At 41.4% G+C, this 12,227-nt stretch carries 15 protein-coding genes; 7 read left to right on the forward strand and 8 right to left on the reverse strand.

The annotated features are described in order from the left end of the window. The 7 genes from ACXJIN_RS04980 to ACXJIN_RS05010 all read right to left on the reverse strand — a co-directional run. The coding region (locus ACXJIN_RS04980; protein ID WP_456399982.1) for a MutS-related protein at nucleotides 1-1,412 on the reverse strand (1,412 nt) is incomplete at its 3' end. Then, nucleotides 1,409-2,842 carry an aminomethyl-transferring glycine dehydrogenase subunit GcvPB gene (gene gcvPB, locus ACXJIN_RS04985; RefSeq protein ID WP_456399984.1) on the reverse strand — a complete coding sequence of 478 codons (1,434 nt, stop codon included), beginning with the start codon at nucleotides 2,840-2,842 and terminating at the stop codon, nucleotides 1,409-1,411. The genes ACXJIN_RS04980 and gcvPB, both read right to left, overlap by 4 nt. A 1-nt stretch (nucleotide 2,843) precedes the next feature. Next, a complete protein-coding gene (gcvPA, locus tag ACXJIN_RS04990) occupies nucleotides 2,844-4,208 on the reverse strand; it encodes an aminomethyl-transferring glycine dehydrogenase subunit GcvPA (protein WP_456399986.1) in 1,365 nt (454 codons plus the stop codon). A gap of 69 nt (nucleotides 4,209-4,277) precedes the next feature. Then, entirely contained in the window at nucleotides 4,278-4,643 is a 366-nt protein-coding gene (gene gcvH / locus ACXJIN_RS04995; RefSeq protein WP_456399988.1) for a glycine cleavage system protein GcvH, read from the reverse strand. A 26-nt stretch (nucleotides 4,644-4,669) separates the two neighbouring features. After that, nucleotides 4,670-5,773 carry a glycine cleavage system aminomethyltransferase GcvT gene (gene gcvT / locus ACXJIN_RS05000; RefSeq protein WP_456399990.1) on the reverse strand — a complete coding sequence of 368 codons (1,104 nt, stop codon included), beginning with the start codon at nucleotides 5,771-5,773 and terminating at the stop codon, nucleotides 4,670-4,672. A gap of 5 nt (nucleotides 5,774-5,778) precedes the next feature. Then, nucleotides 5,779-6,018, reverse strand: coding sequence for a putative signal transducing protein (locus ACXJIN_RS05005; RefSeq protein ID WP_456399992.1), 240 nt, complete (start codon nucleotides 6,016-6,018; stop codon nucleotides 5,779-5,781). Nucleotides 6,019-6,021: 3 nt separating this feature from the next. Further along, nucleotides 6,022-6,702 carry a class II glutamine amidotransferase gene (locus ACXJIN_RS05010; protein WP_456399994.1) on the reverse strand — a complete coding sequence of 227 codons (681 nt, stop codon included), beginning with the start codon at nucleotides 6,700-6,702 and terminating at the stop codon, nucleotides 6,022-6,024. Nucleotides 6,703-6,974: 272 nt separating this feature from the next. Between ACXJIN_RS05010 and ACXJIN_RS05015 the strand changes: the two genes are divergently transcribed. Genes ACXJIN_RS05015 through ACXJIN_RS05040 form a run of 6 tightly spaced genes read left to right on the forward strand, consistent with a single transcriptional unit; the run spans nucleotide 6,975 to nucleotide 10,726 of the window. Further along, on the forward strand, nucleotides 6,975-7,421 hold the full coding sequence (locus ACXJIN_RS05015; protein ID WP_456399996.1) for a Fur family transcriptional regulator: 447 nt from the start codon (nucleotides 6,975-6,977) through the stop codon (nucleotides 7,419-7,421). After that, on the forward strand, nucleotides 7,411-8,598 hold the full coding sequence (locus tag ACXJIN_RS05020; protein WP_456400238.1) for an FprA family A-type flavoprotein: 1,188 nt from the start codon (nucleotides 7,411-7,413) through the stop codon (nucleotides 8,596-8,598). Before ACXJIN_RS05015 ends, ACXJIN_RS05020 begins: the two co-directional genes overlap by 11 nt. Before the next feature lie 23 nt (nucleotides 8,599-8,621). Further along, entirely contained in the window at nucleotides 8,622-9,281 is a 660-nt protein-coding gene (locus ACXJIN_RS05025) for a peroxiredoxin (protein ID WP_456399998.1), read from the forward strand. Between the two features lie 22 nt (nucleotides 9,282-9,303). Next, a complete protein-coding gene (locus tag ACXJIN_RS05030; RefSeq protein ID WP_456400000.1) occupies nucleotides 9,304-9,687 on the forward strand; it encodes a desulfoferrodoxin in 384 nt (127 codons plus the stop codon). Between the two features lie 5 nt (nucleotides 9,688-9,692). Beyond that, nucleotides 9,693-10,217, forward strand: a complete 525-nt coding sequence (locus tag ACXJIN_RS05035; RefSeq protein WP_456400002.1) for a ferritin — start codon at nucleotides 9,693-9,695, stop codon at nucleotides 10,215-10,217. Then, nucleotides 10,214-10,726 carry a rubrerythrin family protein gene (locus ACXJIN_RS05040; protein WP_456400004.1) on the forward strand — a complete coding sequence of 171 codons (513 nt, stop codon included), beginning with the start codon at nucleotides 10,214-10,216 and terminating at the stop codon, nucleotides 10,724-10,726. Before ACXJIN_RS05035 ends, ACXJIN_RS05040 begins: the two co-directional genes overlap by 4 nt. Before the next feature lie 54 nt (nucleotides 10,727-10,780). Here the strand turns inward: ACXJIN_RS05040 and ACXJIN_RS05045 are convergent, their stop codons facing one another. After that, a complete protein-coding gene (locus tag ACXJIN_RS05045) occupies nucleotides 10,781-11,230 on the reverse strand; it encodes a COG2426 family protein (RefSeq protein ID WP_456400006.1) in 450 nt (149 codons plus the stop codon). A gap of 264 nt (nucleotides 11,231-11,494) precedes the next feature. Between ACXJIN_RS05045 and ACXJIN_RS05050 the strand changes: the two genes are divergently transcribed. Beyond that, the gene (locus ACXJIN_RS05050) at nucleotides 11,495-12,196 is read left to right on the forward strand and encodes a Crp/Fnr family transcriptional regulator (RefSeq protein WP_456400008.1); all 702 of its coding nucleotides are present in this window, start codon (nucleotides 11,495-11,497) and stop codon (nucleotides 12,194-12,196) included. Nucleotides 12,197-12,227 lie beyond the last annotated feature (31 nt).

The following is a 12,227-nucleotide window of genomic DNA, read 5'->3' on the forward strand; positions in this document are numbered from 1 at the left end:
ACGTTTTCTGACGTGATTTCATTTTCAAAATTTATACGCCCCATCGTGTACTTTTTGCACTTCACATCTTCTATCGTTTTTCTGTAGTGAGTAACCATTATCGAAAAATCGTTCCTTCGATTAAGTTCTTTGGCCAGAGCAGTTGCCAGCGCTTCGCCTTCGTATGGGTTCGTGCCGGCACCGAATTCATCTATCAAGATAAGTCCGTTTTGAGGAAAGGAAATCGTTTTTGCCATGGAATCCATCTGTTTTGCGAATTTCGAAAGGCCGTTGTTTCCTTCGTCCGATCCTATATACCTTATCCATTTTATGTGTGGTAAAATAACGGATTTCGCGGGCACTAAGAACCCATAAGATGCCAACGCGCAAAGCAAGCCAATGGTTTTGAGCGTCGTCGTTTTGCCTCCCATGTTCGGGCCGAAGATCATCGTTAAACCTTTTTCAAATACACCGTTTAAGGGCGTGTAAGTGTATCCCATTTCTTCAACGCTGTGTTTTATTTCAGGATGAAATGCGAAGCGTATGTTCATTTTCGAATCGAATTCAGGATAGATCCATCCCCATTTCAACCCGCGAAGCTTTGCAAGCGACAGATCGAATTCGGATATCTTACGCTTTTCTTCTTTTAAACGCTCTACATGCTGTGAAAGCGTATCGCAAAGGCGCTTTACCTCTTTATCCTGAGCGATTTTCAGCGCGCTTTCGCAATCAGATAATTCCCTTTCAAGCGACAGTATTTCATCTGTGGGCCTCAGAACGAACGTGTAACTTTGTATTCCCTCTCTTTCCACCATTACCAAATCTGAAGAGAGTATTTCTTTGGATTTTCTTCTTTTCAAGATGAATTTCCTATCTTTTACTTTTATCCCAAATGCTTTTTCGACCTTTTCCGCTTGCACTTTGTAAAGAGCGCCAATTTTCGATTGAAGTTTTACGCACTTTTTTGTCAGTTTTTCTATAGTTTCGTTGAAAGGGGCGAAGGCGTAGGAGGCGCTGTTTTGTGGGTCAAGTATTTCCCATATATCTTGCAGTGAAGCGAAATACCCTTCAAGGCAGTTATCGGTCAACTCTTTCAAAATTTTATGATGATGAATAAACCTTTTTATCTCAAAGATGTCCACGCTTGTGGATGTGCCTCTTTCCAGGCTTTGCAAGCTTGCCGAAATTTCGTGAAAGTCGCTTAAAATGTGCTCTATTCTGTTTCTGGATTTTTCACATTTTTCAACTTTTTTCAAGAAGTCATAATTCGTTTTCAATTCCTCTTCGTTTAGGGGTTGAAGATGGAGAAAATCCTTTTTGGCGAAGATGCTTAGGGGTTTGAAGGAATTTATAATTTTTTCGAATGAGGTGAATTTTTTGGTTTGTTCATCGAAAAATGCCGGAGCGGATTGCTCCGGCGTTTTTCTTATCATTCTGGTTTCCACCTCAAAACGGGATATCTTGCGGCGCGTGTGTCGTCTAAGCGCCTAACCGGCGTCGTGTGCGGTGCGGTTTTAAGTTTTTCTGGGTCTTTTTTGGCTTCTTCCACTATTTCTTTTACTATTTCTATGAACCTATCGAGCGTATCTTTCGATTCCGTTTCCGTAGGCTCTACCATGATGTCTTCATGGACGATGAGTGGGAAGTAAACCGTCGGTGGATGAATTCCATAGTCAAGCATGCGTTTCACAACGTCCAACGCCTTTATTCCCTTGTCTTGAAGTGGCGTCGTACTTGCCACGAATTCGTGCATGCATATGCTGTTGTGAGGAACTTCAAGGAGCTTGGAAATGGCCACTCTTAAGTAATTGGCGTTGAGCACCGCCATTTCGCTCGCGCGTTTTATTCCTTCTTCGCCCATCGTAAGGATGTAAGCGTAGGCTTTGACCAAAACTGTGAAGTTTCCGTAGAAGCTTCTCACCCTGCCGATGGTTTTTTTGCTTGAATAATCAAGTGCGTACTTGTCTTTTTTCTTAACAACCCTTGGAACCGGCAGGAAATCTTTAAGGAATTCTTTAACTCCAACCGGCCCAGAGCCTGGTCCGCCCATGCCGTGAGGCGTTGAGAAGGTTTTGTGGAGATTGAGATGGACAACGTCAAATCCCATATCTCCAGGTCTAACCTGTCCCATTATGGCGTTAAGGTTCGCGCCATCGTAATACATCAAGCCGCCGGCATCGTGAACGGTCTTGGCTATTTCCAGAATGTTTTCTTCAAATATACCCAACGTGTTTGGATTGGTAAGCATCATGCCCGCCGTATGAGGACCGACCACTTTTTTCAGTTCGTTGACGTCGACCATTCCACGATCGTCTGACTTTATCTCTATCACTTTGAAGCCGTTCATCGCAGAAGAGGCCGGGTTTGTTCCGTGAGCGGAATCTGGGACTATGATTTCGTCCCTTTTAAAGTCCCTTCTGCTTCTATGGTATTGCCTTATTATGGCTATTCCGGTGTATTCGCCGTGCGCGCCGGCAGCGGGTTGGAGCGTCATCGCATCCATGCCCGTTATTTTTTTGAGAGCTTCTTCAAGTTCGTACATGAGTTCGAGCGCGCCTTGAATGGTCTTTGGATCCTGATACGGATGTATCTCAGAAAATCCGGGAAAACTTGCAACCCGTTCGTTCAATTTGGGATTGTATTTCATCGTACAAGAGCCCAACGGATAGAATCCCGTATCTACCGCGTAATTCAGCCTGGAAAGGTTCGTGTAGTGCCTTACAACGTCCCCTTCTGTAACTTCAGGGAGCTTTGGCGCGTTTTTTCTGGCGAATTTGGAGTTAATCTTGTACGGCTTTACATCCATCTTTGGAGGAATGAATCCCCTTCTGCCTTTTTTGGATATTTCGAATATCAATTCCATCTCACATCGCCTCCACAACGGAAAGCAAGCGCTCTATGTCTTCGGCGGTATTCGCTTCCGTGGTACAGAAAAGCAGATCATTTTTGGAAAGGAGCTTTTTCAGTTTGCTCTTTGTTCCACCGAACATTCCAAGATCTAAAGGCCCTATTATGTTGTTTTTGAGGAGCTTTCTCTTGAGTCTGAATATGTTGAGATCCGTTTCCACGACGAATTCGTTGAAGAATTCCCCGCTGAATTTCCTTTTGAAGTGTCCGGTTTTTTCGAGACGCTCCAAAAGATAATGAGATTTCGAAATGTTGTTTTCGCCTATTTCTCTTAATCCTTCAGGCCCTACCAGCGAAAGATACGTCGCGGCGTAAAGCGTTCCCAAGGCGTGGTTTGAACAGATGTTTGATGTGGCCTTTGCGCGGCGTATATGCTGCTCTCTTGCTTGAAGCGTCATAACGTAGCCGCGTTTTCCATCCACATCCACCGTTTCTCCTATTATCCTTCCCGGCATCGTTCTGACCAATCTTTTATCGTCCCTTATTGCGAATATTCCGAAGGAAGGACCTCCAAAGTTCATTGGAATTCCAAGCGGCTGCCCATCTCCCGTGACGATGTCCGCTCCAAAGTTTCCGGGAGCTTCCAATACTCCCAAAGAAATGGGGTTAACCACAACGATCATGAGTATGTTTTTTGACGCTTCTCTTATTGCCTTTAGATCCTCGATAACGCCGAAGAAATTCGGATATTGAACTATAACGCCCGCAGTTTCATCGTCTATTTTCGCTTTCAAGTCCTCAATTGAAAGCATACCGCTTTCGTCGTGTTGAACGGTTTCTATTTTCAACTGAGGTCCGCTTACGTAAGTGTTTATGGTTTGAAGGTATTCAGGATGAAGTGAATCGGCAACGAGTATCTTGTCTTTTTTTGTAAATCTTGCGGCCATCAAAGCGGCTTCGGCGGTTGCCGATGCGCCATCGTACATGGAAGCGTTGGAAATTCCCATTCCGGTTAGCTCGCACATCATCGTTTGAAATTCGAACATCATTTGGAGTGAACCCTGGGAAACTTCCGCTTGATAAGGCGTGTAAGCCGTGTAGAAATCGCCTCGCGAAACTATTTGGTGAACGGCGGAAGGGATCACGTGATTGTATATGCCACCGCCCATAAAATAAGTGTAACGCTGCGCGTCCGCGTTTTTTGAAGCCAATTCTTTTAACTTCAAAAAGACGCTGTATTCATCTTTGGGATCGTCTAATCCCATATTTTTAACGCGTCTGTCTTGAGGAAGGGGAGAGAAAAGTTCGTTTACGCTTTTGACTCCTATCGCTTTTAACATTTCCTCGACTTCGTCTTCTGTGTGAGGAATGTAAGAGTTCATGACTTATCCCTCTTTTCTCGATATGATTTAAGGGCGATTCTAAGAACCGCCCTTTTGGCAATTTGAAAATTATTCAGCTATTTTCTTTTTGTATTCGTCTTCGCTCAACAATTTGTCCATTTCGGAAGGATCGGAAACTTCTATCTTTGCTATCCATCCATCTTTTTCGGCGGATTTGTTTATCGTTTCTGGAGCGTTTTCGAGTTCTTCGTTCACTTCAACGACTTTTCCGCTCACTGGTGCGTAAACATCGCTCGCGGATTTCACGGATTCAACCGAGCAAAGCGTTTCGCCAGCTTTTACTTCTTTTCCAACTTCTGGCAATTCAACGTAAACTATGTCTCCAAGTTCGTTTTGAGCGTGATCTGAAATTCCCACCGTTGCTATTTTTCCATCCAATTCGACCCATTCGTGAGATTCTGTGTATTTTTTCATCTCTTAAATCCTCCTCTTCATGTAATTTATTTTCCAGATTTTACACTGCCTCTATAGAAAGGCGTTTTTATCACATTTGCGCTCACGTGTTTTCCGTGTATTTCCACGAAAACTTCCGTTCCAAGCTTTGTGTATCCCTTCGCCAAATACGCCAATGCCAAAGATTTACCCAACGTTGGGGATTTCGTGCCGCTTGTTATATAACCTATCTCTTTTCCATCCGCCGAAAACACCTTGTATCCATGGCGGGCTATTCCTTTGGAAATTTCCAATCCCCTTAACCTGCGGGTTAAGCCTTCTTCTTTTTGCTTCAACAACACGTCTTTTCCGGTGAAATCCTTGTCGAAATCTATCGTCCATTTCAATCCGGCTTCCAACGGTGTGGTCGTGTCATCTATGTCGTTTCCATAGAGCATGTAGCAAGCTTCGAATCTGAGGGTGTCTCTCGCGCCCAATCCACACGCTTTGATATCGTACGGTTTTCCTATTTCTAACAATTTTCTCCACATGGCTTCAGCGGCTTCCGGGTTGAAGTAAAGTTCAAAACCGTCTTCACCGGTGTAACCCGTTCTTGAAACGATGCATTCAATGCCATTTACCCTTCCCGTGGTGAAATGGTAAAATTCTATTTCAGAAAGGTTTACGCCGGAAATCTGGCTTAATATTTCTTCCGCTTTTGGTCCCTGAAACGCGATTTGCGCGTATTGATCTGAGAGATTGGTAACTTCAACGTCGTACCCTTTGCTTTGTTTCTTTATCCAGTCAAAGTCCTTGTCAGTGTTCGAAGCGTTTACAACGAGGAAAATCTTTGTTTCCGAAAATCTGTAAGCCAAAAGATCATCCACGATGGTTGCGTTTTCGTAGCACATGGGGCTGTAGCAAATCTGCCCATTTTTGAGTTTGGAAACCGAGTTCACGATCAGATGATCGACAAATGGTATCGCGTCTTTCCCTTCTACCAAAATTTCTCCCATGTGGGAAACATCAAATATTCCCACTCTTTCCCTTACCGCTTTATGCTCTTCCAGAATGGAGGTGTATTGCACGGGCATTTCCCAACCGCCAAAATCCACCATTTTTGCTCCCATTCTTTTGTGCTCTGCGTTAAGAGGAGTCTTTTTTAAAGCCATCTCAGCTATTCCTCCTTTTTTTCAATTTCTTCAAGCAATTTTTTTGCTTTTTGCAAATCTTCTTTCAAAACTAACAGCTCTTTGGGGCTTTCTTGACCAAAATAGGCGCTTCCGCCGTATGGAACTGTTGAATCTCGCATTTGAACGAAAATCCCATTTTCTTCCAAGAAGCCTTTTGCTATTTCAGCCTTTATTCCACTTTCGTAAAACTCAAGCACGACTAGATTTTCATCGTCTTTGTCCATCTCTCACCATCCTCTCACTTCAAAACGAATTTCTTTCTCATCCACTTTGGCGTACGCGTATTCACCGTTTTTCAGGGCTTTCCAATTATTTCCGAATTTTTCCGTCGAAAAAATCACGATATCATTTTCCAATTTGTAAAAGATGGAATGATAATCATCATCGTCTTCTTTAACCTTTCTGAACGCGTACAGCTCTTCTCCATTTGAGATAAAAGCGTTTAAAGATGTGTATTCGTAATTTTTTTCTATTTCACCGAAAGTTGATTTCATGGCTTGAACAACGTTGTTGAATGCTTTTAAATGAAAGAGAAATTTTTCAAAATAGAATTGCGTGTCAATTTTCAAAGGATGTGAAAAATTATTTATCGCGCCGTTGTGCGCAAAGGACCAATCTTTTCCATTGCAAGAGGAAAGCAAGGGATGGGAAAACGAAGCCTTTACGTCTCCACTGGTGGTTTTTCTAGCGTGAATTAGAGCGATGTTCGCTTCTTCCAGAATGTCTTTCACTTTCCATATGGGTTGGGCGCTTTTTTTCAATGTAAGTCCTTTTTTCGAATAAAGCGCCATCCCCCATCCATCGCCGTGCGGAGAGTGTTTCCCATGTAACGCCTGTTCCACAACGACCTTAAAATAAGGTTCAATTTTTGTAATTTTTGGTGAAGCCAACGACACCATTCTACACATTGTTATCACCACCAAAATAATATCACAAAAAACGATCGCGCGAGATCAAAAACTTAAAGAATTCTTTAAGTTTTGTAGCATATTTTGACAATTCACGCCGCCACCCATTCCTGTTTATGAGAAATACTTAAAGATGTCGTGATTTCTTGCTTTCCAATTTTCATCATTTACTTTTAAATTGATTTTTGAATTTTTGAACTTGACTTTTTTAAAAATTAGTACTATAATGCAAATGATTATCATTAATAAAAACTGTAAAAGAGGCAAAGAAGATGTTACAGAAAAAGTGGAGAATGACCAATCAAAGAAGGGTTATTCTTGAAGAATTGAGAAACTCAAAGGAACATTTATCGGCGGACGAGCTTTACATAAGGGTCAAGAAAAAACTTCCCAATGTAAGCATAAGCACCATTTACAGAAATTTGGAAGAATTGGCGGAGCATGGGCTAATAAGGAAGTTAGGCCCTCAAAAGGTACAGAAAAGATTCGATGCCAACATCCAACCACACTTTCATATAAGATGTGTAAAATGTGGGCGCATAGATGATGTGCCGTTTTCAATGGTTTCCGAAGTGAGTCAAGCTATCAGGGAAACTACTAATATGGTTGAAAAAATAACAGGCTACGATGTTTTGGGCTATCATCTGGAATTTTTAGGAATATGCCCAGAATGCCGAAAGAAAGAGGAAAAAAAGGAGCGTGAAAGAAATGGCCGTTAGAAAGATAAAAAAAGATGTCTACGCCGTGGGTGCCATTGATTGGGATAGAACCCTTTTTGATGAGATTATTCCACTTCCAGATGGAACCAGCTACAACTCTTACGTTGTATTTGGAAGTGAGAAAACGGCACTGATTGACACGGTAGATCCCGAAAAAGAAGAGGAACTTTTTGAAAATTTAAAAGAGTTAAACGTAAAGCGTATAGACTACATAGTATCGAATCACGCGGAACAAGACCATTCAGGAGCGATTCCAAAGGTTTTGGAAGCGTTTCCGATGGCAAAAGTTGTTACCAATGAAAAATGCAAGGGATTCGAAAAAGATCTGCTTCTCATAGATGACAAAAAATTCATAACGATCAAAGATGGCGATACGCTGTCCTTAGGAAACAAAACGCTTAAATTCATTTTTACCCCATGGGTGCATTGGCCAGAGACGATGTCTACTTATTTGGTGGAAGACAAGATCATGTTCACCGGCGATTTCTTTGGCTCACACATCGCTTCAAGCGATCTGTTCGTCAAAAATGAGGCCAAAGCTGTTGAAGATGCAAAGCGTTATTACGCTGAGATCATGATGCCTTTTAGAATGCCAATAAGGAGCAATTTGAAGAAAATAGAAAATTATGATATTGATTTCATAGCGCCAACTCATGGTCAGGTTTACGATAAGCCGGAATTGATCTTGAACGCGTACAAAGAATGGGTTTCGGAAGATGTTAAGAACAAAGTTGTCATTCCGTATGTTTCCATGCATGGCAGTACGCAAAAGATAGTTGATCGTCTTACAAGCGCACTAATGCAAAAGGGTGTGGAAGTTAGACCTTACAACGTTATAACCGCGGATATCGGAGATGTGGCCATGTCCTTGGTGGACGCCGCCACGATAGTTGTTGCGTCTCCAACGGTGTTGGTTGGGCTCCATCCGGTAGCGGCTTACGTTTTGTCGTTCATAAATGCCATAAGGCCTAAGGTGAAATTTGGAACTTTCATAGGTTCCTACGGATGGGCAGGTCAAGCTGTGAACCAGGCAAAGGCGTTAACGTCTAATCTTAAGGTGGAAATGCTTGAACCAATTCTGATCAAAGGCCATCCAAAAGCCGAAGATTTCAAATCTTTGGACAATTTAGCGGAAGAAATCCTTAAAAAGCATGAAAAATGTGAATACGTTAAATGAAAATAAAGAAGGAGTGATGAAGTATGGAAGAAAGAAAAATACCCTTAATAGGTGATAAATTTCCAGAATTGGAGGTTCAAACGACGCATGGCAAGTTGAAATTGCCAGACGAGTTCAAGGGAAAATGGTTCATTCTTTTCAGCCATCCAGCAGATTTCACACCGGTGTGTACAACGGAATTCGTGGCGTTTCAAAAGAGATATGAAGAGTTCAAAAAATTGAATTGTGGTCTCATAGGTTTAAGCATTGACCAGGTGTTTTCTCACATCAAATGGGTTGAATGGATAAAGGAAAACCTTGATTACGATATAGAATTTCCAATCATAGCGGACGATACGGGAAATGTTGCCAACGAATTGGGAATAATCCATCCTGCAAAAGGAACGAATACGGTTCGAGCAGTTTTTGTTGTCGATCCGGACAGTGTGATAAGAGCCATGCTCTATTATCCACAAGAACTTGGAAGAAATATGGACGAAATACTCAGAATGGTTAAGGGCCTACAATTGGCAGACAAAGAAGGAGTTGCGATACCGGCAAATTGGCCAAACAACGAAATCGTAAAAGACGATGTTATCATTGGACCAGCTTCTTCATTTGAAGAAGTCAAAGAAAGGGAAGAAGCCGAAGCAAGAGGAGAAATAAAGTGTTTTGACTGGTGGCTTTGCCATAAAAAAGCATAACTTCAACAAGGAGGGTTTAAACATGACTGAAAAGAAACAGATTTACAAATGTGAAGTTTGTGGAAATATTGTAGAAGTCTTACACGAAGGATCAGGCGAGCTCGTGTGCTGCGGCAAGCCTATGAAATTGTACGAAGAGAAGACGGCAGATTCGGCCGTTGAAAAGCACGTACCCGTTATAGAAAAGATGGGAGACAAGGTAAAAGTCAAAGTTGGAAGCGTGCCACATCCAATGGATGAAAAGCATTATATAGAATGGATAGAGCTTATAGTGGATGGAAAATCTTACAGGCAGTTCTTGAAACCAGGTGACGCCCCAGAAGCCATTTTCGATTTGAAAGTTTCAGATGATACGAAATTAGAAGCGAGGGAATATTGCTCTTTACACGGATTGTGGAAAGGGTGATTTGAATGAAACTGAGTGAAAAAATGGCGGAAGCCATAAACAAGCAGATAAATGAAGAATTCTATTCCGCGTATCTTTATTTGGCAATGGCATCTTATCTTGAATCGCAAAAATTAAAAGGAGCCGCCACATGGATGGAAATCCAATACCAAGAAGAGATAAGCCATGCAATGAAATTTTACGCTTATATGAACGAAAGAGGAGCCAGAGTGGTTTTAAAAGCCATAAAGGAACCTCAAAAGGAATGGAATTCCATGTTGGAAGTTTTTGAGGACGCGTACAAGCATGAACAATACATAACCTCTTTGATAAACGATCTGGCAAATCTTGCCATGGAAGAAAAAGATCACGCCACATTGGCGCTTTTACAGTGGTTTATCAACGAGCAGGTTGAAGAGGAGGCCAATACATCCGAGATCGTCGACAAGATAAATTTCGTCAAAGATTCTCCGAATGGCCTTTACATGCTTGATAGGGAACTTGGACAACGTCCAGCAACGACCACTACGCAAGGGGAGGAACAAGCATGAAAAAGATGACAGAGGAATTTTTAAAGGCGGCTTTTGCCGGTGAATCCCAAGCTCATATGAAGTACACCATCTTTGCCGAAGAGGCTGAGAAAAAAGGAATGAAGAATCTTGCCAATCTGTTTAAGGCCATTGCTTACGCGGAATACGTGCACGCGAAAAATCATTTGAAAGCGTTGGGGCTTGTTGGCGATACTGCCGACAACGTTCAGGCGGGAATAGATGGAGAAAGCTTTGAGATAGAGGAAATGTACCCAGTTTACAACAACACCGCTGATTTTCAAGGTGAAAAGGAAGCCGTGCGCACCACGCATTACGCGTTGGAAGCTGAAAAGATTCATCAAAAGATGTACATGAAGGCAAAGGAATTGGTTGAAAAAGGTAAAGATTACGCCGCGGAAAAAGTTTTCATTTGTCCCGTGTGCGGTTACACGCACGAAGGTGGAGACTTGCCAGACAAATGCCCCGTTTGTGGAGCACCAAAAGAAAAGTTCGTTGAATTTTCCGCTTGAGTTGAATCTTGTTTTCTAACAACAAAGCCGCTTATCAAAAGCGGCTTTGTTGTTTTAAAGGCTTGCCAATGTGATTGAAAGTACTATGCAACCTGATATCACAATTCCACCACTTATTGCCAGCATGGATTTTAAACGTGGCATTTCAAAAAGAACGCTTAACAGTGAACCCGTCCACGCTCCCGTTAAAGGAAATGGTATGGCAACGAATGCCATTATGGCCCATAAACCGTATCTTTCTATTTTTTGACGATGTTTTTGTTGGCGTTTTTGTGAAAATTTTTCAATTAAATTCCCCAATTTTGGAAACTTCTTCTTTATCCAAGGCATTATCGCATCGAAAAAAAGTATTACAAATATTGCCGGAATCAAGTTGAAAATCATGGATACTATGGTGACAAGAATGGGATTTAAATGGTACACCATGATTCCCAAAGGAATCGCTCCCCTTAATTCCGAAATTGGTGCCATTGCCAAAAGAATCACTTGAATCAATGGATTCATTTTTCTCTCCCACCTGAGTGCGATTTGATGTTATAGAAATCAAAAGCCCAATTTATTACACGCAATTATACATGAAAAGAAAACCATTTTTTGCGCGTTTCAAAATCATTTGCATTGAAAGCTCAAATTTGGTAGTATATCAAATAGGGGATGCTTGGGATGCTTTCAAATTGGCTTTGTTTTAAAGCAAAGTTAGGGAGAAGGCATCCCTGCTTTATTTGTCGCAAGGTACGATTTTTTGAATTGTGAAAAGAGGGAATTGGCTTGATAGAATTCGATGATAGAAAAATTCTAAATTTCTTGAGAAGGGTTGAATATTGGGAAAACTTCAGCGAATATTCTCTTGGTGAAATTTCTAAGATATCGAAGGTAGAATTTTATGAAAAGAAATCTATAATTTTCACCGAAATAGAAAAGGGAGAACGAATTTACATTGTAAAAAAGGGAAAAGTTAAAATATTGAAGATGTCTCCTTCTGGCAGGGAATTCATAATAAAAATTATGGAAAGAGGAGAAGTGTTTGCAGAGTCACTACTTTTCGAAGATGGTAATTATCCCGCCACGGCTGAAACTATGGAAGATACATTTTTAATTGTTATTCCCAAACGCGAGTTGGAAAAGCTCATAGCTTTGGATAATAAAGTCGCCGTTGATTTTGTTAAAACCATGGCTCACCGTTTAAGTTTTCTATCTAAAAAAATGGAAAATCTTACCATGGACAACTCTATTGGAAAAGTTGTATTTCTAATTCTCGATTTCCTGAGAAGAAAGTCTAACGGAAAAAACGAGAACAGGGTTATTTTGAATGTTAAAAGGAAAGAACTCGCAAACATGATAAATATCTCCAGAGAAAATTTCGAGAGAATCCTTACTTATCTGAGCAAGTTGGGCTTGATTGATGTTAAAAAGAACGAGGTAGTCGTTAAAGACTTGGAAAGTTTAAAAAGTATGATGTATCAAAGTTGAACAACAAAAAAGGAAGGCTTAAAAGCCTTCC

Source organism: Mesoaciditoga sp. (genome assembly GCF_054006115.1).